Annotated in this window: 18 protein-coding genes and 1 riboswitch; of the genes, 3 read left to right on the top strand and 15 right to left on the bottom strand. The window is 67.1% G+C overall.

The annotated features are described in order from the left end of the window. Positions 1–163: 163 nt before the first annotated feature. The gene (locus tag FDA38_RS11535; protein ID WP_137254009.1) at positions 164–1,015 is read left to right on the top strand and encodes a hypothetical protein; all 852 of its coding nucleotides are present in this window, start codon (positions 164–166) and stop codon (positions 1,013–1,015) included. Here the strand turns inward: FDA38_RS11535 and FDA38_RS11530 are convergent. The 8 genes from FDA38_RS11530 to FDA38_RS11495 all read right to left on the bottom strand — a co-directional run bounded on the left by FDA38_RS11530 (position 1,012) and on the right by FDA38_RS11495 (position 10,599). Further along, the gene (locus FDA38_RS11530; protein WP_137254008.1) at positions 1,012–1,260 is read right to left on the bottom strand and encodes a CBU_0592 family membrane protein; all 249 of its coding nucleotides are present in this window, start codon (positions 1,258–1,260) and stop codon (positions 1,012–1,014) included. The two genes, FDA38_RS11535 and FDA38_RS11530, sit on opposite strands and share 4 nt — an antisense overlap. A 26-nt stretch (positions 1,261–1,286) precedes the next feature. Further along, positions 1,287–1,354: riboswitch (guanidine-III (ykkC-III) riboswitch) on the bottom strand. A 3-nt stretch (positions 1,355–1,357) separates the two neighbouring features. Continuing rightward, positions 1,358–2,158, bottom strand: coding sequence for an aldo/keto reductase (locus FDA38_RS11525; RefSeq protein WP_137254007.1), 801 nt, complete (start codon positions 2,156–2,158; stop codon positions 1,358–1,360). Positions 2,159–2,226: 68 nt separating this feature from the next. Further along, complete coding sequence (locus FDA38_RS11520) at positions 2,227–4,707, bottom strand: LamG-like jellyroll fold domain-containing protein (RefSeq protein ID WP_137254006.1); 2,481 nt, start codon at positions 4,705–4,707, stop codon at positions 2,227–2,229. 79 nt (positions 4,708–4,786) lie between these two features. Next, positions 4,787–5,941, bottom strand: coding sequence for a lactonase family protein (locus tag FDA38_RS11515; RefSeq protein WP_233714650.1), 1,155 nt, complete (start codon positions 5,939–5,941; stop codon positions 4,787–4,789). Further along, positions 5,938–7,515, bottom strand: coding sequence for an alpha/beta fold hydrolase (locus FDA38_RS11510; RefSeq protein WP_137254005.1), 1,578 nt, complete (start codon positions 7,513–7,515; stop codon positions 5,938–5,940). Before FDA38_RS11510 ends, FDA38_RS11515 begins: the two co-directional genes overlap by 4 nt. A gap of 58 nt (positions 7,516–7,573) precedes the next feature. Beyond that, the gene (locus FDA38_RS11505; RefSeq protein ID WP_137254004.1) at positions 7,574–8,503 is read right to left on the bottom strand and encodes an oxidoreductase; all 930 of its coding nucleotides are present in this window, start codon (positions 8,501–8,503) and stop codon (positions 7,574–7,576) included. Positions 8,504–8,543: 40 nt separating this feature from the next. Further along, on the bottom strand, positions 8,544–10,010 hold the full coding sequence (locus tag FDA38_RS11500; RefSeq protein ID WP_137254003.1) for a M4 family metallopeptidase: 1,467 nt from the start codon (positions 10,008–10,010) through the stop codon (positions 8,544–8,546). Positions 10,011–10,143: 133 nt separating this feature from the next. Continuing rightward, entirely contained in the window at positions 10,144–10,599 is a 456-nt protein-coding gene (locus FDA38_RS11495; RefSeq protein ID WP_137254002.1) for an Lrp/AsnC family transcriptional regulator, read from the bottom strand. 82 nt (positions 10,600–10,681) lie between these two features. Here FDA38_RS11495 and FDA38_RS11490 point away from each other — a divergent pair, with 82 nt between their 5' ends. Together FDA38_RS11490 and FDA38_RS11485 are read left to right on the top strand one after the other, a co-directional pair. Continuing rightward, entirely contained in the window at positions 10,682–11,239 is a 558-nt protein-coding gene (locus tag FDA38_RS11490) for an RBBP9/YdeN family alpha/beta hydrolase (RefSeq protein ID WP_137254001.1), read from the top strand. Between the two features lie 48 nt (positions 11,240–11,287). After that, the gene (locus tag FDA38_RS11485; protein ID WP_137254000.1) at positions 11,288–12,391 is read left to right on the top strand and encodes a winged helix DNA-binding domain-containing protein; all 1,104 of its coding nucleotides are present in this window, start codon (positions 11,288–11,290) and stop codon (positions 12,389–12,391) included. A 160-nt stretch (positions 12,392–12,551) separates the two neighbouring features. Here FDA38_RS11485 and FDA38_RS11480 read toward each other — a convergent pair whose 3' ends face one another. The 7 genes from FDA38_RS11480 to FDA38_RS11450 form a co-directional block, all read right to left on the bottom strand. Continuing rightward, complete coding sequence (locus tag FDA38_RS11480) at positions 12,552–13,607, bottom strand: M48 family metalloprotease (protein ID WP_170989673.1); 1,056 nt, start codon at positions 13,605–13,607, stop codon at positions 12,552–12,554. A 44-nt stretch (positions 13,608–13,651) separates the two neighbouring features. Next, positions 13,652–14,797: a hypothetical protein gene (locus tag FDA38_RS11475; protein WP_137253998.1), complete on the bottom strand. Its 1,146-nt coding sequence runs from the start codon at positions 14,795–14,797 to the stop codon at positions 13,652–13,654. Between the two features lie 15 nt (positions 14,798–14,812). Further along, positions 14,813–15,592 carry a hypothetical protein gene (locus tag FDA38_RS11470; RefSeq protein ID WP_137253997.1) on the bottom strand — a complete coding sequence of 260 codons (780 nt, stop codon included), beginning with the start codon at positions 15,590–15,592 and terminating at the stop codon, positions 14,813–14,815. Between the two features lie 150 nt (positions 15,593–15,742). Further along, positions 15,743–17,770 (bottom strand): YgjV family protein, encoded by a 2,028-nt coding sequence (locus FDA38_RS11465; RefSeq protein WP_137253996.1) that lies wholly within the window; start codon positions 17,768–17,770, stop codon positions 15,743–15,745. Then, positions 17,767–21,087 carry an ATP-binding protein gene (locus tag FDA38_RS11460; RefSeq protein WP_137253995.1) on the bottom strand — a complete coding sequence of 1,107 codons (3,321 nt, stop codon included), beginning with the start codon at positions 21,085–21,087 and terminating at the stop codon, positions 17,767–17,769. Before FDA38_RS11460 ends, FDA38_RS11465 begins: the two co-directional genes overlap by 4 nt. Continuing rightward, the gene (locus FDA38_RS11455; protein ID WP_137253994.1) at positions 21,084–21,647 is read right to left on the bottom strand and encodes a hypothetical protein; all 564 of its coding nucleotides are present in this window, start codon (positions 21,645–21,647) and stop codon (positions 21,084–21,086) included. The genes FDA38_RS11460 and FDA38_RS11455 overlap by 4 nt, the downstream gene beginning before the upstream one ends. After that, positions 21,647–21,931: a hypothetical protein gene (locus FDA38_RS11450; protein WP_233714649.1), complete on the bottom strand. Its 285-nt coding sequence runs from the start codon at positions 21,929–21,931 to the stop codon at positions 21,647–21,649. Before FDA38_RS11450 ends, FDA38_RS11455 begins: the two co-directional genes overlap by 1 nt. Positions 21,932–21,981: the final 50 nt, after the last annotated feature.

Genomic DNA, 21,981 nt, shown 5'->3' with positions numbered 1-21,981 from the left:
AGATCGCCGGGGCCAGCGGGCGCAGGGCCCACCGGGTCCTCCACCATCCTGCCCCTCCCGGCCAAATCCCGCGCGCCGAGCTTTGGGCCTGGCTGCTGGCCCAGCAGCAAGCGGCGGGCGGCCGTGGCGACAGTGCTACCAGGGATGTGGTGGGATTGGGGTGATGACTGCGACCGAATCCCAGACCGAGGTGCAGCCGGCGGACGCGCCGGAGGAGCGCCCTGCGCTGGAGATTCCGGAGCCGCTCCCGCTGCAGCCGGAGGACCCGCCGCGGGTCGGCGAGTTCTGGCTCCGCGGGCGACTCGGCGCGAACGCGGCCGGCTACCTCTACACGGCCAGCGACGAGGCCGGCCGGAACGTGGTCGTCGCGATGATGACCGAGGGCTCCGCCGACGACGCGGCCGCCCGCGACCGGTTCGTGTACGCCGTCGACGACCTGCCCGAGGATGCCGTCCTAGGCCACAACGACTCCGATGACGACGACCTCGCGCTCTGGGTCGCGGTCGGGCCGATCAGGGAGGACGACGGGTCGAGCGCGGCCTCCGACGAGCGATTGATCGCGGAGCGTCGCGGCGAGGAGATCCTGTCCGCAGTACTGATGGACCGGATCCCGCAGATCGGCAAACTGCGCGGGCCGGAGTTCCGCCACTACTGGGAGAGCCGCCGGCGTCCGGGTCTGTTCCGGATCTGGCCGCTGCCGTGGCCGAACGCTTTGCGGCCGGCATCGCGGTGGGCGCTGGCGTTCGCGTTGCTCACGATGGCGCTGATCATGGCTCTCGCTGTGTTCCTGGCGTGGCTGCTGTTCCGCCATGCGCAGCCGCTCGAGCCCGAACCCGTCATCCCGACGCCGACCAACACCGCCACGGTGACGATCACCCCGACCACGCCCCCGCCGGGGACCGGCTCGACCTCGCCGTCCATCACGGTGAGCCCGAGCCCGGTGCCGACCGGTCTGCCCACCACTCTCCCGACGGGGTCCATCCCGACGGCGACGAATCCGGGCGACAAGTTCTAGTCGGTCTGTTGCCGTCGTTTCAGGGTCAGCAGGCCGATCAGGCTGATGACCGCCCAGGTGCCCTCGAGGAGCAGGAAGCCCCAGGAGAGCTGGATCGCGGCGATCGTGGCCAGGACTCCGGAGCCGAGCAGGTTCAGGAGTTGGTACGTGATGGTGCGCTGGCGTAAGCGACCCGCCTGCGCGGCGGCGAACGCGATCAGAATGGTGACCGCGCCAACGATCTCGAGAACGTCGAGTAGATGCATGAGGACGACCCCCTCCGTCAAAGGGTGAGGCGTCGTCTTGACAGACCGGGTACGGCGCCGCTCGTCCGGGGAGCCCGCTTGCGTCGAACTCCTGTTATCAGGATAGCAAGCGCAGCAATTCCGGATCCCGCCAGAGCTTCTCCGGTACGGGCTGGCGCACCAGCGCGGCGTCGGCGCGGATCTCGGCCGGTGACGACGCCGCGATCAGGACGGACGTGACCGCGGAATGCCTGCTGGGAAAGGCGAGTGCGGCTTGCGGCAGCGAGACGCCGTACCGCTCGCAGACGGCCGAGATGCGTCGCGCCTGGACGGTGTCTGCCTGAAGGATTTGCGGGGTGAGTACGCCGGACACGATCACGGAGACTCCGCGTGCAAGGCAACGATCGAGCAGCGGTACGGCGTCGCGGTCGAGCAGGCTGTACTGCGCTGTCAGCAGCACGCAGTCGAGCTCGACGTCTCGCACGAGGCGGTCGAGCTCCTGCCAGTGGTCCGACACCGCTCCGACTGCCTTGATGGTCCCGTCGCGCCGCAGCCGGTCGAGCTTCGGGTAGACCGATTCGTCCTTGGCCAGGACGAGGTCGATCGCGAGTCCTAGTTGCTCGCGACTCTTGTCGATCGAGGCCTTCGGATCGTCGCCGACCACCTTCGTCGAGACCAGGAACTCGCCACGCGGGCGCTTCTGCAGCGCCGTACCGAGTCGTCGTTCCGAGTCGCCGTACGCGGGTGAGGTGTCGAAGAACCGGATGCCGGCCTGGTATGCCGCGTCGACGGTGGCGACCGCGGTCGCGTCGCCGTCCGGGCCTGGCGGCTCGCCGAGATGCGAACCGCCGAGCCCGAACCGCGGAGGCCGGAACCGGATCGTCGATTGGGGTGCGAGCACCTGGCTGGGTGCGGCCATCGCACTCACCTCCCCTGGTCGGTATCTACCAGGATCGGGGGTACGCGATGACTTCGCATCCCGAACGCCTACCGGCCGGATTCGTAGAGGGTGCGCACCTCCGCGTCGGTGAGAGCGCGGTCGTACAGGTGGACCTGGTCGATCATGCCGTCGAGGAAGTCGACCTGGTTGCCGCCGAACTTCGCCCGGCCGATCACCGTGTTGCCGGTCGAGCTGGAGTCCAGGGCGCACGCGCTCTTCGTGGCGACGAGCTCGCCGTCGACATAGAGCTTGAGCTCACCCTTCACGACATCGCGTACGCCGGTGACGTGGTACCACTGCCCCGGGTTCGGCTTCGTCGGCGACAGCGCCCGGATGCCGGGGAAGCTCATCGCGAAGCGCTGGTCCTGGCCGGAGTACTGCAGGAAGAACGCGCTGTCGCGATCGCCGTCCTGGCTGACGAAGGTCTGGAACGCGCCGTCCGCCTTGTTCAGCTTCACCCACGCGCTGGCGGTGTAGTTCTTGCTGGTGTCGAGCAGGGCCGCGCCGGTGTCGACGTACTGCCCGTCTCCGTTGAGCGCGACCGCCTGGCCGTTCTTGCCGGGGGCAAAGGTCGCGCCGCCCTGGAGGGTTACGTCGTTGTTGCCTACGGCATCTTCTCCGGTGCCGTCGAGCGGATAGAAGTGTATGCCGTCGGCACCAGGTGTGCCGGGTCCCGGGTTTGGTATACCACTGCCGGTCCCGTCGGCGCCGGCGATGATCTGCTGGTTGATCGTGCGCACTTGCGCGAAGTCCATCTTCGGGACCCGGCGGTCGTAGGTGTAGAACCCGTTCAGCTCGCCTTCGACATCGGTCATCTGGGTGTAGACCGATCCGCTGATCCCACACTGCTTGGCGGATTTCAGGACGTCGGTCTGGTTCTCGACGTACCGCCGGGTGAGGGTCGCCGAGTCGGGCTCCATCTCGTACGCCGATCCGTCGCCGAACCACATGTGATCCGGCACCTTCAGACCGAACCCGCCATGCTCGCCGTCCACGGCCGCTCGGGTCTCTGTCGGCGCCGTGGTCGCCGGGCCGAGGTACGCATGGTTGTCGATCAGGTCGCCGCGACCGGAGTCGCCGTGCGAGTTGCAGCAGTTCACGCCGCTGTGCGCGTTGACGAGGCGGGACGGGTCCTGCGCCTTGACGTCGTCCGCGATCCGGCCGGTCGCGGCCCGGTCCCACTCACCCCAGCCTTCGTTGAACGGGACCCAGACGGTGATCGAGGTGAAACTCTTGTGCTGGTCGACCATCTGGTGCAGCTCGGACTCGAACTGCGCGCGCCACGGGTCGGGCATCGCGTCGGTCTTCGTCGCCGGCATGTCCTGCCAGACCATCAGGCCGAGCTTGTCGGCCCAGTAGTACCAGCGATCCGGCTCGACCTTGATGTGCTTGCGGACGGTGTTGAACCCGAGTCGCTTGTGCTGCTCGAGATCGAACCGGAGCGCCGCGTCGGTCGGTGCGGTGTTGAGCCCGTCCGGCCAGAAGCCCTGGTCGAGGGTCGACAGGTTGAACAGGATCTTCCCGTTCAGCGCCATCCGGAGCTTGCCGTCGGCACCTTTCTGCAGCCCGACCGATCGCATCCCGGCGTACGAGCCGACTTGGTCTACCATTTTGCCGCGGTCGATCAGGCGGACCTTGAGGTCGTACAGGAACGGGTGGTCCGGGGACCAGGTTTTGGGATTCCGGATCGGCAGCCGGAGTTCGGTGTCGGCCTTGCCGCGGACCTGGCCGACGGCCTTGCGGCCGTCGTACGCGGTGACCTCGACGTCGAGGCCGGCCGGTCCTGAGGTTTCGGCGGTGACCTTGAGGGTCTGGTTCGGGAGGTCGGGCGTGAGTTGGAGACGGTCGATGGATGCGACGTTCAGCGGCTCCATCCAGACGGTCCGCCAGATGCCGGAGCTGCCCTGGTAGAAGATGCCGTGGTCGCCGACCTCGCGTTGCTTGCCGATCGGCTGGTACGTCTCATCGGTCAGGTCCTCGGCCCAGACGATCAGCTCCTGCGGGCCTTTGGCGTGCAGCGCAGTGGTGACATCCACGTCGAAGCCGTCGTACCCACCGCGGTGCGTGGCGACCTGGCGGCCGTTGACCCAGACCTTGGCGTCGTAGTCGACAGCGCCGAAGTGCAGTAGGAGGCGCTTGCCCTTCCAGTTGTCTGGGACGGTGAAGGTGCGGCGGTACCACATCCGGTCCTGGTGCTTCTGGAGGCCGGAGAGCGCGGACTCGATCGGGTACGGGACGAGCACCTGCTCGTTGAGCGTGCGGCCGATCGGTGGCTGTTCACCGACTGCGGCCGGCGCCCATTCCCAGAGGCCGTTGAGGTTGCGCCAGTCGGGGCGGGTCAGTTGGGGGCGCGGGTACTCCGGGAGCGCGTTCGTCGGCGAGACGTCGTTGGTCCAGGGGGTGGTGAGCGGCGGGGTGCCCAGGTGCCATGCCGGTTGGGCTGCGGGTCGGGCCGGGGCTGTGGCTTGGGCTGTTGGGACCAGGGTTGTCGACAGCAGGACGAGGGCGGCCGCGAGCGGCTTGAACATTGGAACGTTCCTTTCGGGGCGGAGAAAGGCAGTCCCATGACAGCGCTGTCATCACACGAACGCAAGAGCTCGCGCACAATCAAACATTCACGCAGACCGGGGTCGGGGTGCTGGAGTCGCTCGTCAGCGTCAGGCCGCCCGTCGTTTGGTCTACCAAGAATGTGGTGATGTTGTTCGACTTCTGGTTCGCGACGAAGAGCAGCCGGCCGGTCGGGTCGAATGCACAGTGCCGCGGCCAGTCGCCGCCACAGTTTGGTATACCAACGAGCTCGAGATGCGGGCCGTCGGTGCTGAAGATCGCGATGCTGTTGTGCCCGCGGTTGGTGACGTAGACGAAGCGTCCGTCCGCGGAGATCACCACCTCGCCCGGGTAGTTCTCACCCTCGGCGACCGGGATCGACTCCAGCACGCTCAGTACGCCGGCGTCGTACGCGCAGACCGTGACGGTGCTGTCGAGCTCGTCGGCGACGTACACGTAGTTGCCGGATGGATGGAATACCAAATGTCGCGGGCCGGCGCCGGTCTTGACCTTTGCCTGGTGCTGCAGCGCGAGCTTGCCGTCCGTGAGTATGTAGGTGTAGATCGTGTCGGTGCCGAGATCGACTGCGAGCACGTATTCGCCGGCCTGCACGACCTGGTGGGCGTGCGGCGCCGAGCCCGCGTGCTTGACCAGATCGGTTTGTTGCCCGAGGCTCCCATCTGCGGCGATCGGATGGACGGCGATGTCGCCGGATCCGTAGTTCGCACTGAGCAGGTACTCGCCGACATTGGCGAGGTGGCAGGGGCCGGATCCCTTGTTGGGTTGACGATTCAGCACTCGCGGGGTGCCCGAGATGTCGATCGCGGTGACGGCGCCCGCGTCCTGCTCGTTGACGGCGTACAGGAAGTTGCCGGACCGGATCACGAAGGACGCGTTTGGTATACCAGCGATGCTGCCGGTCGAGGTGATCTTCCCGGCATCGTCGTACGTCGCGATGCCGATGCCGTCCCCGTACGTCCCGAGATACAGCGTGCGATCGCCCACGCCCGGCTGCACCTCGCCGGGCTGCACCCTGCCGGGCTGCACCTCGCCGGGCTGGGTTGCGCTGGCCTGGGCCTCACCGGGCTGGGCTGTGCCGGCCTGCGATCCGGGTTCGGGTGCTCCGGGTTCGGGTGCCTCGCGGGTTGCGGCTTGATGGATGGGAGCTAGGGCGGCAGCGGTGAAGCCGAGGAATCCTCGGCGACTGACAGTCACGCCGCCACCGGAACGCTCACCCACGACGGATCGCCAGCCGGCGAACTGAACGTGACCGTCGACCCGATCACACTTCGCCCGAGATACCGCGGATCAACCGTGTCCACGACCAGCACGAGATGATGCCCGGCCGGCACCTCCCAACTCGTCGCCTCCAACCGCACATCAAGCGACACGGACTTCCCCGGCGTAGCCCCGCGCAACGTGTACGGCTTGTGCGACATCAACGACCCAACCCCCAACGCATCAACGTCGTACAGATAAGCGAACAGCGACGTATCAGCCGCCGACGGCTTCACGGCCAGATGCAACTTCGGCATACCATTCACGACCGTCGCAGAACTCAACCTCGGCCCCGACCAAACCCCAGCGAACGACCGATCCACCAACGGCGTCGCCACCCCGACCGGAATCGACAACAACCCCTGCAACGCCCCGGACACCAGCGCCACCCCACTATCCGCGACCGTTGGTATACCAGCCCCGATCGACCGACTCCACCCAGTCGACGCACCACCCTGAAGCGCCCCACCCTTGGTCAAGTACGACGTACGCGCCTGCCCAACCGAAGCCCAATCGGCATACCCACGCCACACCCCACGCTGCGACTTCAACTCCACCGGCGCCTCGGCATCCGCACCGTTGTCGGCACCAGTCAAGTAATGCCGCAACCAGCCGGCGAGCTCGTCCCACGTCTCATTTGGTAGACCAACCGCCCCGGTCACCTCAGGCGTCGCATGATCGCCATGCGCAAGCAACAACCGCTTCGGCCCGGTCAGACTCGTGAAGAAGTCCGTGTACTGCGACGGCGGAAAGATCGAATCCTCGAACGCGTTCGCCAGGAACACAGCCGGCTTCTTCGCATTGATTTGGTCTACCATCGTCGCCGCAGACCGCTCCGGCGACAACTGACTCGCCTCCGCAATCGCGCCGTCAAAGTCGCCGGTGACGAACTTCGTCTGCAGCGACGCCATCTCCGGCCCCGGCCGCCCCGTGATGTTGCCCAGGGCAAGCAGACCGGCAACGGACTGCAGCGCGACGGTGTCGTTCGGATCCAGCGACCGGATCAGATCGGCCCATCCGCTGAGCGCGCCGACCGCCTTGATCCGCGAGTCCTTCGCGGCCGCGAGCAGCGACGTACCCGCGCCGTACGAGATCCCCACTGCGGCAACCCGGCTGGTATCCGCCGGCGTGTGCTGGCCGGCCCAGTCGATCACCTTGCTGACGTCGGCGACCGTCGGCGGCCCGGCGATGTCGATACCGCCGCCGGAGTCCCAGAAGCCGCGGCTCGAGTACGAGATGACCTGGAACCCGGCCGTGGCCAGCTTCGTACCCTGGCCGACGTACTCCACGTTCGGCACACCCCAGCTCGACGGCATCACCACGAGCGGGAACGGGCCGTCGCCCTGCCCGGTCGGCGTGAGCACGACCGCGCCGATCTCGGTCCCACCGGCGCCGGGGATGCGCTGGTACGCCGTACTGAAACCCGGCGCGGCCTGGCCGGCGTCAGCAGCACGCGGACCGATTGTGATCAGAGTCAGAGCGACAGCGAGGGCGGCTGCAAGTCTGCGCACTGGTGACCTCCGGCAGTAGGAATTACCGGAGGGTAACCAGAAAGTTGCCGCTGTGTCACTACCTCAGCACGGTGAGTGCCGGATCGACCCCGGTCGCCTCGACCGACCAGTCCCACAGCTCGCGCGCCAGCTCGGCATCCTGTGCGGTCCGGGTCGGCAGCACGACCTTCGGCGTACCGCGGTACTCGAAGAAGCCCGGCCCGACGAACGAGCCAGGCCGCAGGCCGGGGTACGTCGCGGCGTACAGGCTCGGCCATGCGCCGGCCGCCGCCGACTGTGCGATGAGACGGGTCGCAGCGGCCCAGAGCCGCGCCTGGCGGTGATTGCCCGCGAGCTCAGGCCCGGCGGCCTGCAGATGAGTCGAGGCGTACCCGGGATGCGCGCCCACACTCAGCAGATCGGCCCCGGCCGCGCGCGCCCGGCGATCGAGCTCGAGCATGAAGAGCAGGTTGGCGAGCTTCGACTTCCCGTACGCCTCCCACTTGCGGTAGCTGCCGGCCGGCCGCCGGAGATCGGCCTCGCTGATGCCGCGCACGGTCTTGTGCATGAACGAGCTCACGGTCACCACGCGACTGCCGCCGACCAGCACCGGCATCAGCCGACCGGTCAGCGCGAAGTGACCGAGATGATTGGTCCCGATCTGGAGCTCGAACCCGTCGATGGTCTCCCGATGCGGCGGCGCCATCACACCGGCGTTGTTGATCAACAGATCCAGCCGGTCGTACGACCTGATGACCTCGCCCGCGGCCTTCTCGACACTCGCAAGATCAGCGAGATCCAGCTCGAGCACCGTCGGCGCTCTCCCCGCCTGCTGCGTCAATGTCTGCGCGGCCTGCGCCGCCTTCTCCGGATTGCGCGCGGCGACCAGCACATCCGCGCCGTGTCTCAGCAGCTCCAACGCGGTCTCGTACCCGAGTCCACTCGTCGCGCCCGTCACGAGCGCCAGTTTCCCGGTCAGGTCAGGGATGTCCGCAGTACTCCAGCTCATGCGCCCACAGTAGTCGTGGGCGCACGAGCTGGAATCGTCACTACAGGATCTTGCGGGCCTTGAAGGCGTCGGTCACCGTTTGCGCGGCGGCCTTGCCGTACAGCAGCCGGGCAGCCTGGACGGTGTCCTGGGCCGCGGCGGCGAACGAGGTGTCGGGGTCGTAGAAGTACGTCGCCTCGAGGATCAGCTTGTTCGCCTTGGTCCGGCCCAGCGCCTGGTGGATGTCCCAGAGCGCGTTCGACCAGATCTCACCGTCGTCGTGCACCTCACCGTCGATGTCGTCGGTGGTCTTGCCGGTGTCGGTACGACGCAGGCAGTGCGGCTCGTCGGTCGTGTACGACGTGGCGTCCCAGTCCATCACGCACGGCAGGTTGAAGCCCTTGCTGACCGGGACCGACATGGTGACGGCCCAGTAGTCGCCGAAGCCCTCACCGATCGCGCCGCCCTGCTCGGACTCGCCGAACCCCGGGACGATGTCGTCCTGGATCGCGTGACCGTACTCGTGCCAGATCACCTCGGCGTCCTCGGCGTCGTCCACACCGCCGTCGCCGGTGGTGATCATGTCCGTCGACGGGTCGTAGAACGAGTTGTCGTCGCGGATCGTGTCGACCGAGAAGTCCTGGGACTCGTTGTTCGCGTCCTTGAACCCGAGCGACTGGATGTACTCCTGCGCCTGGTTGATGTGGTAGTACACCATCACCTGTTCGAACTTGTTGTTCGCGCGCTGGTAGACGAACGTGTTGTTCTTGTTCTGCGCGACCCCGCCGTTGCCTTCCTTGATGTTGACGAAGGCGCCGTTGAGCTTGCCGGAACCGTCCAGGTTGCGCAGGATCACGTTCTTCTGCGCGGTGAACAGGATGTCCTGGTTCTTGTCGTTCATGTCGGTCAGCTTCTCGTTCTTCAGGCTGACCACCGGGTTCGGATCGAAGACCGAGCCGCGGCCGTCGACGTTGTCGCTGATCACCTTCGACGCGACCACACTGCCGGTCTTCGCGTCGACGAGCGACTGGCTGACGCCTTCGGTCGACCGGCTGGTGACGTTCCAGACCAGGCGGGCGTCCGGTCCGCCGACCACGGCGAGCTGCGCGGCACCGCTGGTCGCCTCGGGCTGCTTGGCGAAGCTCTTGTTCGGCCCGGCCATCCGCGCGCGGTTCGCCTGCGCGGTGACGGTGGCGTTCGCGGCCTGTGTCGCGGATGCGGGTGCGACCTTCGCGCTGACGTCGAGGTTCGCCGGTACGGCGTCCCGCCCGTCGGCGATCTGCACGGACCCGCTCTTGTCGACGTGCTTGGCGTAGTACCCGTTGACGACCGGCAGGCCCTTGAAGGTCTGCTGGTACCAGTAGTGCTTGCCGAGCAGTGACGTCTTCGTCTTGATCAGCTTGAGCCCGTTCGGATTGGCTGCCGCTGCCTCCGGCGCGGCCCCCGCGGCGCTGGTGAACGACAATCCCAGCGCGACAGTAGCCAGTCCTGCGGTGGCGGCCACAAGTGCCTTGCGGCTTTTCGACATACGCTTCCCTCCCACGTTCCTGTTGCGTAACGCAACCACTACGATCCGTCGAACCCTAGTTCGGCGTACCGCCCGCTGGGAAGCGGAACTCCGCGTGATTCTGCGGAATTCACGGCGGCAAGGGAAATCCTTGTTATCCGAGGGCGAGCGGCTTCGCCGGGTACTCACGCAGTACCAGCGAGGTGCTCACCGGCCCCAGCCGGCCGATCGCGTCGACCACCTGCTCGAGCCGCGCCGCATCTGGGGTGTGAACGTCGAGCAGGAAACAGTCCTCACCGGTCAGCCGGTACGTCGAGACGACCTCCCGCAACGTCGCGAACAACTCGAGCGATTCGGGGATGCGGGCATGCGTCGTCCGGACACGTACGACGGCGTGGATGTTGAGCCCGACCTTGGCCGGATCGACCACCGCGCGATACCCGGTGATGACGCCGGACCGCTCCAGCCGCTGGATCCGCGCCGACACGGCGGGTTGCGACAGGTTCACCTTCCGGCCGATATCGGCCCCGCTCAACCTGCCGTCGGACTGCAGGATCGCCAGGATCTCCCGGTCGATCGCGTCCAATGAACCAGTCGTTGCCTCGCTCATCGACCTTCATTTCATCAGCTCACGGCGCCGTACGGCGATGACTCCTCCATGATGGCAGGCGTTGACCCGCAAAGGAGAGTTCATGACCTTCGTCATCATCCCCGGCCTCGACGGCTCCGACGAACACCACTGGCAGTCCCGCTGGTCGGACGAATGGCTGCCGGATGTACGCCGGATCCAGCCGTCCTCCTGGTCCGCTCCCGACCTGGACGACTGGTCCCTCGCGATCACGCGGGCCGTCGAGAGCACGGCTGACGACATCGTCTTCGTCACGCACAGCCTCGGCTGCCACGCACTCGCCCATTGGTTGATCGGCAGGGTCGACGCCCGCTTGCGTGGCTCGTTCCTGGTCGCGCCCCCGGACCCGCTCGCGCCGACCTTTCCCGTCGACCGGCTGCCGACCTTCGCCGCGCTTCCCGCCGTACCGCTTTCCGTCCCGTCCCTGCTGGTCGCCAGCACCGACGACCCGTACTGCAGCATCGACGCCGCTGCCCGCCTCGCCGACGGCTGGGCGGCCCCGCTCATCGCGCTCGACGAACTCGGCCACATCAACAGCGACAGCAATATCGGCTCCTGGACCGAGGGCCGTCATCTCCTGCGTGCATTCGTCGCCGGACTCGGGTTAGCGGACAGGTCCTGACCGCTACCTCTCCTAGCGTTGGAGCAACACTCAGGAGAGGATCCCGTCATGACGAAGCTGAGCCTGCAGGCACTGAACCGTGCCACGCTCGACCGCCAATGGCTGCTCGAACGCCACGACGCAACCGCCCTGGAAGCGATCGAACACCTGGCCGGCATGCAGGCCCAGGCCCCGCTGGCGCCGTACGTCGGCCTGTGGACCCGGCTGACGAACTTCCAGCCGGCCGAACTCGTCAAGCTCCTGGAGGACCGCCAGGCCGTCCGCGGTTCGTTGATGCGGGCAACCATCCACCTGGTCTCGAGCCGCGACTTCCTCGCGTTCCGCCCGCTCATCCAGCCCCGGCTGGACCGCGAGATCTACCAGAACATCACCTACGGCCGGCACCGCCTCGAGGGCCTCGACATGGACGCCGTACTCCAGGCCGGCATCGACCGCATGACCGAGAGCCCCGCGACCGCCGTACAACTCCGCGAGTACCTCGGCCCACTGTGGCCCGACCGCGACCCCGCCGCCCTGGCCCACGCCGTCCGCTGCCTCCTCCCCACCATCCAGATCCCACCCCGAGGCATCTGGAACAAAGGCGGCAACCCCACCATGACCACCGCCGACCTCTGGCTCAACTCCCCCGTCACCGACAAGCCCTCCGCCGAAGACCTAGTACTCCGCTACCTGGCCGCCTACGGCCCCGCGACGGTAGCCGACGCCCAAACCTGGTCCGGCCTCACCCACCTCACCGAAATCTTCGACGGCCTGGACCTCCGCACCTACACCACCCCCGACTCCAACCGCCCCCTCTACGACCTCCCCCACATCCCCCTCCCACCCGAAGACACCGAACCCCCCACCCGCTTCCTCCCCGAATACGACAACCTCCTCCTCTCCCACGCCGACCGCACCCGCTGGATAGACACCCCCACCCGCCAACGCCTAACCCTCCAAGAGGTCCTCACCAAAGGCTCAATCCTCCACAACGGCCAAGCCAAAGCCCTCTGGAAACTAACCAAAACCACCAAGTCCCAAGCAACCCTCGAGATAGCCCCCTTCACCAACCTCCCCCACAACGCCTGGCAATCAATCGAGTCAGAAGCCCACAACCTCCTAACCTTCACCAACCCAGAAGCCACCCACACGCTCACCCGCGCCGAGACCTGACGAACTCAACCTCTCCGGCGAGCCGATATGGTTCGGCTGTCGGCGGAGGTGCGCCAAACACCGTTGATGCCGATGAGACCGCGGCGCATTTTCGGATCCGACTCCGTGCGCCGCGGTCTGCTCATCCTTTGATTCGACGCCTGATCCAGCTCTGTGACAGTCAGCTCCATGCGGCGGGTGGAATGCCGCCGGCTTGCTCAAGGGTGTGGACTCGCTCCACCAACGAGGGCGTGCTCGACATCACCTGCGCTCGACGGCTGGTCTCGCGACCCAGATCCTGTTGATGCTGCATCTGCCATCCATACAAGACCTGCACCAATGTGGCGCCGTAGCCGAGCATCGCCGCTTTCCGGTCCGCCTCCTTGACATGCCAGCGATTGAGCCACGCAAGGAGTGGCGGGGCGATAAACGGGGTGAGGAACAGGACCGGCCAGATATACCCGTGGCCGAAGGTGAACGCCGCAAGCACGATTCCGGCGTACGCCATGATCATGAAGCCCCCGATGATGCATCCAAGGGCGGGCACGCGCCTCATCAGGCGGGCTATGGCGCGCACGACGATCAACCCGCAGCGCGCCGGGATCGAGTACCAGAAGTTGACCAGGCTCAGCCATGCCCGCCCGCCGAGGTGGTGGCTCAGCTCGTGCGCCAGAGCGGCTTCCAGGTGCTGTGGAGGAAGGGTGTAAAGCGACCATCGCGTAACCGCGACGGTGTGGCCGGGAGTCGGTGTCGCACTGACCTCATCCGACTCCTGAATCCACAATGAGAACCGTCCTTCGGGCACGCCCGCTCGGCCGAGAAGGTGCTGCCAGGCCGGTCCGAGCCGTTGTTGCTCAACAAGGGTCGGCCGACGCAGTCGGAAGAGATACTTCGCCAGCAGTTCCTCGGTTGACGGCAGCAGGATCATGGCGCCGGACAGGATCCAGAGTGCGATGACGATCCAGCCCCACTTGAACCCGATCGCACCTGCGATCCAGATGACGAGGACCAGGCTCCAGAAAAACCACGGTACGGCCGACAACAGCGCCGTCCAGGCAGAGGCCTCGGGCAAGTTGCGTGGCCGAGATTCAGAATGCCCCCCGGCCGGACCAGGCAATTGTGGCTGCGGCTGCGGCGGCGGCTGGTTGTAGCCTTGTGCGCCGGGATACGGCGGCACCGGGCCGGGCCTGAACCCCTCAGCACCATTCGGGTCGTGGGGTTCACCGGGGCCGGCCATTGGATGCTTCTCCTCGGGGTTGGGCGGGGTGGGTCCGTCCATTATCAGTACAGGGAGACGTGGACGTGGTCGAAGTGGCCGCCGGTGGCGTCGGATGGGTTGTAGACGCCGCCGCCGTTGTAGGGGATCCAGGTGCCGCGGCGGGCGGACCAGATCTTGCCGTACCAGATCACGTAGTGGACTCCGGTCTGGCCGGCGGTGGTCACGGCCCAGTTTGCGATCTGGTCGCCGCGGGCGCGAGCGGGCGCGGACTTTCTGGAGTCGGTGCCGACCATGACGTCACAGGCCAGGCCGCGTGGATGGTCGCTGGTCGGGTTCCATGCGTGCGCGTCCCAGCAGCTCATGCTCAGGTTGCCGAGATTCTTGCGTGCCGCCGCGACCCAGGCCGCCGTACGCGGCGTCACCAGACCTCCGGTACCGGTCGGGTCTGCGACGGTCGCCTTCTGCTCTGGCCAGACGCCATTGACAGGCTTGCCCGCGGTCAGTCCGCCCGATTGCCCGCAGTTGTCGTCGTCCTGCAATCCGTCGACGACCGACCCTCCGGCCGGCGCGCCGGTGCGACCGGCGTACGGGTTCCCAGCTCTGGTCAGATCGATGCCGGCTGCGGAGGCGATGTCGCGGGCCTCTTGCTCACGTACGGCGTACCTGTCGGGAAACGCGGATACCTGGACCGCCTGAGCAGCATCACCGAGCGCCATCGAGGGCCAGCCGTTGATGTCCACGAGTCCAGGCGGATCTGGCGCCTGGGACCCACCGAAGAACGCGTTGGCGGCGTACCGCGGATTCATGATCTGGTTTCGCGAGCCCCAGCCGGCCGCGGGTCGCTGCTGGAACAGACCGACCGAGTCGGCATCACCGTAGGTGAGGTTCTGGAGATCCGACTCCACCAATGCCGTCATCAATGCGATCAGCGTCGCCTTGCCCGGAAGGCCTCGCTGCACCGCAACGCTGTCGATCAGTTTGGCGAACGCGACCTGTGTGCCACGAAGCGGCCCGCTAGCTTTCGGATCACCGGGCTGACCGGGAATCCCAGCGGGGCAAGCGGCCTGGGTCGTCGTACCGCCACCGAACGGAGCGAGCATCAGCAGGCTCGCAACTCCGATCACCGCCAGCGCGGCTGCACCTTTGGCGAACCATCCGCGCCCGACGACCGAGAGGAGCCCACGACTGAGATCACGCTCGTCGAACATCGCAGTCCTCCGCCGTCACGGTCCAGTCCCGCCGGACACGTCGCTGATGACCCACTGGCCGTTCTCGTTGGCCAGCGTGATGAGCAGAGGTACGTCGAATCGCTGGGCGTGCTTGCCGGTGACGTCGATGGTGACCTTGACGAAACGGGTGATGCGGCTGGGAGTGTCGACCGGGGCTTGCGCATTCGCGGGTGGAGCAGTGACCGGAGCTGAGAGGACCGTCGACTTACCGCCATCGGTCTTGAGCGCCTCGTACGTCGGATCACCGGCTGCGGTGAAGCTCGATGCCACCTCAGAGGTCATGTACTTCGCGCATTTCGCCACGAGGGCGGCATACGTCTCCGTTGCCGGGTCGCGGGTGTAGAAGGCTCGCGCCCACGCACCAACGACATCGTTCGCCATGGCCGTCGCCTCGGCTGCCGGTCGCTGGGTCTGGGGCGGTGGGGTCGTGAGTGCAGAGCTCGTGGGGGCGACGGGTTGGTTCGACTCGGTCGACGGCGCAGTCGGGAGGACCACCGAGCGGCCAGGCGTCAGCAAGCTGATCGGTGTCTCTTTGTCCTTGTCCTTACTGCCGAGAAGTCGCGGCAGTCCACCGCCGACACCGAGGATGACCACGGCGAGGATGACCACCAGGACCACAATTGCCGCGGGACTCGTCGGCTCGGCTTGGCGTTGATTGCGCAGCCAGGCCATGCGCTGCGCATGATCGTCACGGCGCCAGTTCTTCTTCGCGCGGCGTCGCTCGCGGCCGTTGAGCTCGTCCAACTCTTCCGGATAGTCGTAGTCGTTGCTCATCAGCGAGCGCCAGCCCTCGGGGGCATCCGGGCGCGGCCGACCGTCCCGACGGTCCGAATCCGAACCGTCGGGGTCAGGTGCACGATGCCGGGACTGACTGGCGCCTTCCCGGCGGTCGTGGGGCGATCGTGGTTTCCGGGCCATCCGACATCACCTACGCGTCGGCACGTGCACCGTCACGCCGTCCTTGGTGACAGTCGAGTACTCGCGGAACCTCCGCGGCTGCGAGCTGGCGGCCTTCCGCCGTACCCGCTGGCCCTTCGGCGGACCTTCGCGCAGGCTCGCGGAGTGCGTATGGGCACGCGGCTCGTAACGGACGTCGTTGGAGGGCGCAGGAATGGGCCGCCGAGAATGCCGGGCCTTCTGCGCGTCACCACTAGCGCGCCGTGCTCCACCCGACGAAGAGTTGTTCGACGACGCGACTCCCGCGCTTGTGACCGTGATCGTCGGACGCCTATCGGCGTCCTTCGATTGCGAACGCGCGCGAGCGAGGTTGAGACCCGAGGTTGAGCGCGTCGGGTTGGCCGCAGCCGCGAGCCGACCAGCTGCCCCACCGGCAGCACCAGCAGCGGCCGCATGCTGACCGCCAGGACCTTGCCCGTTCGGACTTCCTCCCGCACCATCCATGCGGCGTCCGCTAGCACCCGAGGTGAGCTCATGTGGCGAGCTACCCGCAGAACTCCTCGCCAGAGAACCAACCACAGGAGCCTGTCGATACACACGCACAGATGAGACCCGCTGAGAAGCCGGCTCGGTGGTCCGGATGCGATCCCGACTCCGCTCCGCAGGTGCCGGCGCCGCACCCCGACTGCTCAGGGCACCCATAACTCGCCTGACCGCACCCATCGCGCCACGACGCGCAAGCCCACCCAACATGATGCTGCCGGCACCAGGCCGCATCATCGTCGTAAGGCTATCCAGCAAACGCCGCAGCCGGAATCCGACGATCAACACGACAATTGCCAGGCCTGTAACCGGCAGCCATCCCAACGGGCCGGTCAATGTGAACACGGCTGTGACAAGGGTCAGCGCGGTTCCGAAGACAAGCATCGCCAAGAAGGACTGCAATACGAGGCCCACTAGTGCCTCGAACCAGTTCAATCCCCATTGCCGGGGACGACCAGGGATGATCCAAAGACAAGCGAAGAACACTCCCACAACAAGAAGCAGGAGTGCGCCGATGAACGCCATCAGCGCCGTGAACGCCAAGCCGATGTTCAAGAACCCGAACAGTGTGGCCGCGATCGCGGCGAGCATGACGACAGCTGTACGTCCGAAGGGATTGTCACCCTTGACCCACTTGACCGTTGGAGCGTCATCACCACCCTCGGCCGGAACGATTACCTTGTTGACGTAGTCCTTCCGTGCGTCCGCGCTCACACCGACGTCGAGCATGCCCTTTCCGTAACGCTCGCAGGCCGAGATCGATCCGAACTCTGCGATACACCAGGGCGTCACGGCGAACCCTCGCCAACTGGCGTCGGCTGATTTCCGCAGCAGGGTGTCTCTAGGTGTGCCGGTGAAACCCGGCTCGGGCCAGGGAATCGGGCTCTGGATCGTCGGCCCTAAAGCATCTGACGATGCGCTCATCACTGCACCTGCCCCGAGCTGGCGCGCGCCGTCCACTCCGCGCAACCACGTTGCCGGTGCCACTGCGAAGCTGACACTCAGCACACCCGCGACCAGAACCCAAACCATCTGCCCCAGCGCACTGCCTGTTGCACGACGCTGCGTGTACGCAGCCACCGCACCGAATGCGAGGGCCGACGGCAACAACCATCCGACGAGTTGCGTTCCCGTAGCACCGATCGTGGTGGCGGTCGCATCAGTCAGCGGCTTGACGTCGGTGAACGAGAACAGCCACCAACCGACAGAGATCGCCGCGCGGGTAATCGCCAGGATGTACATCATGACGATGTAGGCGTACCCGTTGAAGATCATGTTGAAGGTGTCGGTCAGACCTGTGTCGAAATCCAGGCCGTAATTCATCGGGCTGTACTGCTCGAACAGAGTTCGGGTGTCGCCGTGGGTTAGGTCGGGGGTGGGGAGGAGGTCGGCGAAGCCCGTGGGGTTGGTGGGGCCCTGGTTGGGGTCGGCGGCTAGGGCTACTTGGGCTGTGATTATGAAGGAGATGGAGAGGACGGTGGCCGCGGTTCGGAGGCGGCGGGGCCACCTCATGCGACGTGCTCCTTGTTGCCGGTGGGGCGGTCTGGGTCGGGGGTGGGGTCGTCGCCGTGGGCCGGGTACATGGCTTCGTTGTACGCGGCTTCGTCGGCCTCTTGGTCGTAGACCTCGTCGGGGCCGATCGGGGACTCGTGGCGGAGGCTGCGGCGGGGTTCTTGGCCGTTGGGTTGAGGCTGGTGGCCGTTTTGGTGCGGCGTGGCGGGGTCGTGAGCCTGGCCGTTTTGGAGGGGCTGGGCGGGTTCGTGGGCCTGGCCGTTTTGTTGGGGCTGGTGCTGGGGGTGTGAGCCGTTGGTGGCCGGGTGGGGGTCCTGGCCGTTGGGGGCCGGGGGGTGACCGTTTTGCTGGGGCAGGGGCGGAGTGGCCGGCGCGGCGGGCTGGGGTGCCGGTTGGGTGTACGTCGGTTCGGGCGCGGACGGCGCTGCTGACGGAGTGGGCTGCGACGGCGCGATTGGTTGCTGAGGCGCGGCAGCTGGGTGCTGTGTGGCGTGCTGCGGAGCGGGCGGCTGGCCCGCGGCGGCGTCCCGAGGTGAGACACCGGCGCCGTACTGCGCGGCCGCGGCGGTGTCGCGAGGTGAGGCAGCGGCGCCGTACTGCGTGGCAGCGGCGGTGTCCCGAGGTGAGCCGCCGTTGTGCGGCGCTCTAGCGGCGTTGTCCTGGGGTGAGACAGGCACGGTGTCCTGAGGCGAGGCGCCCTCGTACGGCGACGCTGGAGTGGCGTCGTAGGCCGGGGCCTGTTGTGTGTGGGCCTCGGATTGGGCTGTGGCGGTGGCGGCTGGCTCGAAGAGAGCCTCGTCTTCGGCGAAGGGGTCTTCGGGGGCGGCCGCGGGGATCGCCGGTTGGGCGGGGGTGTTGGCGTGTTCGGATTCGGGGGTGGTGCGGAGGAGGGCTGCTACGCGTTCGCTGGGGATGTCGATCTGGACGGTGGCTACCTCGTCCCAGCGGTCGCGCATGATGCAGTGGCCGTGGCGGATGGATTTGCCGTTGGCGGCGGTGTTGATGCCGCGGACCAGGGTTTGGTACGGCGCGGTCTGCGGGCGGCCGAGGAGCTCGAGCAGGGAATCGACCTGCTCGCGCGAACGCAGGCTGAACGCGAACAGCGTCGTGATCTGCTCGACCAGACCAGGAAGCTTCAAGATCGACGCCGGGTCCTGGGTGTCCAGGACGAGCGAAGCACCCAGCGCACGGCCGACACGGGCGATGTAGTCCAGGAAGGACGCGCCGTCGGGGGTCTTCGTCAGCAGGTGGACCTCGGGGACGATGACGACCTTCGAGCGGCCGCGGAACTCGCGGCGGCCCGTCGTACGGACCATCCAGGCGAGGCAGCCGCGCAGGCAGGCCATGCCGACGCGTTCGATCGGGGACCACGACTCGGGCGCCGACTCGGGCGACGGCAGCGTGAGGCCGGGCATCTGCACGACCCAGAGGCCCGGGTTCGTGGTCAGGGACGACAGGCCGGACGGCGGCCCGGCGACGACTGAGCCGAGACCGGTCTCGACCAGGTCGCGCAGGGCGAAGCCGACCGTACGAATGGTCTCCGAGTCGGAAGCACAAAGCCGCTGGATGACGCCCCACGACGAGGGGTCCGGCGACTGGATCTCGGCGCGGGTCGCCGCCATGACCGGAGCCTCGGCCGCACCACGCAGATGCGGTGGCAGCAGCAGCATCAGCTGAGACGGCGCCTGCAGCAACGCGTCATCAACAGGCAACACCCGCAACAGGTCAGCAGCACCTGAGAACTGGGCAGTGATCTCGATGACGGCGGTCGGTACGCCGTACTCCGCGGCGACCGCCGACACACCTGCAGCATCGCCCTTCAGGTCCAGCAACGGCACCCAAGCGCCGGCGAACGCCGAGTCCAGACCGCCCAGCATCGCGGCTGTCGTCTTGCCTCGACCCGACCGGCCGAGGAAGAGCGTCGTCGTCGCGTCACCAAGCGCAGAACCGGCAGCCGCGTCGAACCGCACCAGGCCGGGCGTAGACCCGGTCAGATAGCCAATGGCAGGACCGGTCGCGTCACCGATCGACGCGCCGCCCCAGAACCAGGACCCGAAGAACGCAGTCGACTCGCGCACATGCCCGAGGTCCGGCACGCGCAGTTGGTCGCCCGGCAAGGACTCCAGCCACAGGTCGCGCTGCTCGTCCGCGCCCGCGGCGACCGTGATGCCACGGTCCGCGTAGTGCGCGATGACGGCGTCGACGTACGCCTCGAGGTCCTCACGGGTGTCCGCGCTGACCAGCAACCGCGGGTGGTCCTCGACCAGAGTCAGGCCACTGCGGTTGATGTCGCGCTTGACCTCACGCATCACGCGCTCGGTCTCCACGATCTCGTCGGCGGTCTCCTCCGCCGTACCCTTCGCGGCCGAACGGCGCTGCTCCTTCGCGCTCTTCCGGGTCTCGTCGACCAGGTGGCGCGCAGTCTTCTTCGTCAGCACCCGAAAGCGGACCGACGCCTCAACAGTGACGTCGATTTCGTCGCCGTCGTCATCGATCGCCTTGATCTCGGACAGCGTCCGCAGCCACTCCCCCGCTCCCGGCGTCTCGAGCTCCTCGGGGAAATCGGTCATCGCCAGCACCGTCGTGTACGCCGCGATCTGCCCACGCGTGTCGTAGATCCGCAGGTGATCGGTGTACGGCACCACGCGCCCGGACGTCAGCCGAGCCAACGAAGCACCCGTGATCAGACCACGCCGCGGCGCTGCGACCGCACCACGATGCATCTCCCGGCTGATCAGCCAGGAGATCACCTCGGCCGGCGCGGTGTGCGCACGCCAGACCGTCGAGCCCAGCTGGCGAGCGAGCTTGCGCACCCGCTCGTCGAGGTGCGCGAGTTCACGCGCACTGACCCGCCAAGACGTCGTACCGAGAGCGTCACTGATCGAACCCCGCACCTGCGCGGTCGCCCGCGGGTCACGGTCGCTCAGATGTACGCCGAGAGCCACGTACCGCTCCGGCATCCGCATCTCGTCGATCCGGTCGGCCCGCGTCTGCGCCCACGACTCGTGATCGCCCAGCCGGTAATGGCCGGCCACCGAGTCGATGTAGTCCTGACCGGTCGAACGGCCCCACACCACCTTCAGGTGGCTGAGCCGGTCGCCGAGGATCGTCGCGGCCGCGCTGACGGCTGCATCCAGAGCCGCGTCCTGCTCCGACTCGGTGGCCAGGTCCGTGTTCGCCACCGAGATCAGGAACCATGCCTCGGCGCTGCGCTCGGTCACGAGCAGGCCGTCGGCGATGGCAACAAGACGAGGTGGCGGCAGGCCGCGCTCGCGGCCGACCCCCACCAGGTTCAGGAGTTTGTCAGCGATCTTCATTCGCGGCCCTTCCCTGACGACGTCCTGCGACTCACCCGTTGTACGTGATCCGAACCCAGCAATCGCGCCCGCTGGTTCACGGTGATGTCCGCACCCGCGCGGACCATCGGATCGAGCTCCACCACGACCTCGCGTTCCCACTCCGGCGTCACTCTGGCCTTCGCCAGGTCGGCCACCTTCCGGGTCGCGACGCGCTCACGCCACGGCAGGTACTCCGTCTTGTCGGCGGCCCGCGCGCCGAGACCGATGATCGGGCGATGCGCCCGCAACGCGTACCGGACGGCCAGCGCCCATTCCGTCACCCGGCGGCGGCGTTCGTGGAACTTGCCCGGCCGCCAGCCGAACGCGGTGATCACGAACGGCGGCACGACGTACAGGCTGACCGTGGGCTTCTTCGGTACGCCGATGAACGGGAACAGCAACGCGATCCAGAGGATGATGATCACCGCACCGAAGATGATCATCCGGCGCCTGGCGCCTTCTCCGAGGTCGATCCCGAGCAGGTCGTACTGCCGGGTCTCGATCTCGAAGTGGTGGGTAAGGGTACGGCCGACGCGCATCAATTACCTCCGGACAGCAATCCCCAAAAGCCCTTGAGCACGTTGATGGTCTGGTTGTTCGCGTAGATCAGCCCGCCGACCAGTACCCCGGCCGCGATGTGGCCGAACAGCTCGCCCCACTCGCGCTTGAAGTAGTGGCCGATGGCACGCAACACGAGGATCGCGATGAAGATGTTCCCCGCGATGACCAGGACCCAGTCCTTGAAGTCCGCGCCCGTTGGGACATTGGGGTCGGCCATGGGCACGGCAAGCTGAACCACGCTCGCAGCCAGTTCGTGCGTCATCATTGCGGTGTCTCCCTTGTTACCTCGGTCATCCGATGGCCGGTCGCTGG

The sequence above is a fragment of the Kribbella jiaozuonensis genome (genome assembly GCF_005233875.1).
GTDB lineage: Bacteria > Actinomycetota > Actinomycetes > Propionibacteriales > Kribbellaceae > Kribbella > Kribbella jiaozuonensis.
The sequence above is the reverse complement of the archived record's forward strand: the minus strand, read 5'-3'. Positions and strand labels throughout refer to the sequence as shown.

What these genes read in the sequence shown, in the direction of transcription:
- FDA38_RS11535 (WP_137254009.1), top strand. Translation starts at nt 164, where the DNA reads ATGACTGCGACCGAATCCCAGACCGAGGTGCAGCCGGCGGACGCGCCG.
- FDA38_RS11530 (WP_137254008.1), bottom strand. Translation starts at nt 1,260, where the DNA reads ATGCATCTACTCGACGTTCTCGAGATCGTTGGCGCGGTCACCATTCTG.
- FDA38_RS11525 (WP_137254007.1), bottom strand. Translation starts at nt 2,158, where the DNA reads ATGGCCGCACCCAGCCAGGTGCTCGCACCCCAATCGACGATCCGGTTC.
- FDA38_RS11520 (WP_137254006.1), bottom strand. Translation starts at nt 4,707, where the DNA reads ATGTTCAAGCCGCTCGCGGCCGCCCTCGTCCTGCTGTCGACAACCCTG.
- FDA38_RS11505 (WP_137254004.1), bottom strand. Translation starts at nt 8,503, where the DNA reads ATGAGCTGGAGTACTGCGGACATCCCTGACCTGACCGGGAAACTGGCG.
- FDA38_RS11500 (WP_137254003.1), bottom strand. Translation starts at nt 10,010, where the DNA reads ATGTCGAAAAGCCGCAAGGCACTTGTGGCCGCCACCGCAGGACTGGCT.
- FDA38_RS11495 (WP_137254002.1), bottom strand. Translation starts at nt 10,599, where the DNA reads ATGAGCGAGGCAACGACTGGTTCATTGGACGCGATCGACCGGGAGATC.
- FDA38_RS11490 (WP_137254001.1), top strand. Translation starts at nt 10,682, where the DNA reads ATGACCTTCGTCATCATCCCCGGCCTCGACGGCTCCGACGAACACCAC.
- FDA38_RS11485 (WP_137254000.1), top strand. Translation starts at nt 11,288, where the DNA reads ATGACGAAGCTGAGCCTGCAGGCACTGAACCGTGCCACGCTCGACCGC.
- FDA38_RS11480 (WP_170989673.1), bottom strand. Translation starts at nt 13,607, where the DNA reads ATGGCCGGCCCCGGTGAACCCCACGACCCGAATGGTGCTGAGGGGTTC.
- FDA38_RS11475 (WP_137253998.1), bottom strand. Translation starts at nt 14,797, where the DNA reads ATGTTCGACGAGCGTGATCTCAGTCGTGGGCTCCTCTCGGTCGTCGGG.
- FDA38_RS11470 (WP_137253997.1), bottom strand. Translation starts at nt 15,592, where the DNA reads ATGAGCAACGACTACGACTATCCGGAAGAGTTGGACGAGCTCAACGGC.
- FDA38_RS11465 (WP_137253996.1), bottom strand. Translation starts at nt 17,770, where the DNA reads ATGAGGTGGCCCCGCCGCCTCCGAACCGCGGCCACCGTCCTCTCCATC.
- FDA38_RS11460 (WP_137253995.1), bottom strand. Translation starts at nt 21,087, where the DNA reads ATGAAGATCGCTGACAAACTCCTGAACCTGGTGGGGGTCGGCCGCGAG.
- FDA38_RS11455 (WP_137253994.1), bottom strand. Translation starts at nt 21,647, where the DNA reads ATGCGCGTCGGCCGTACCCTTACCCACCACTTCGAGATCGAGACCCGG.
- FDA38_RS11450 (WP_233714649.1), bottom strand. Translation starts at nt 21,931, where the DNA reads ATGACGCACGAACTGGCTGCGAGCGTGGTTCAGCTTGCCGTGCCCATG.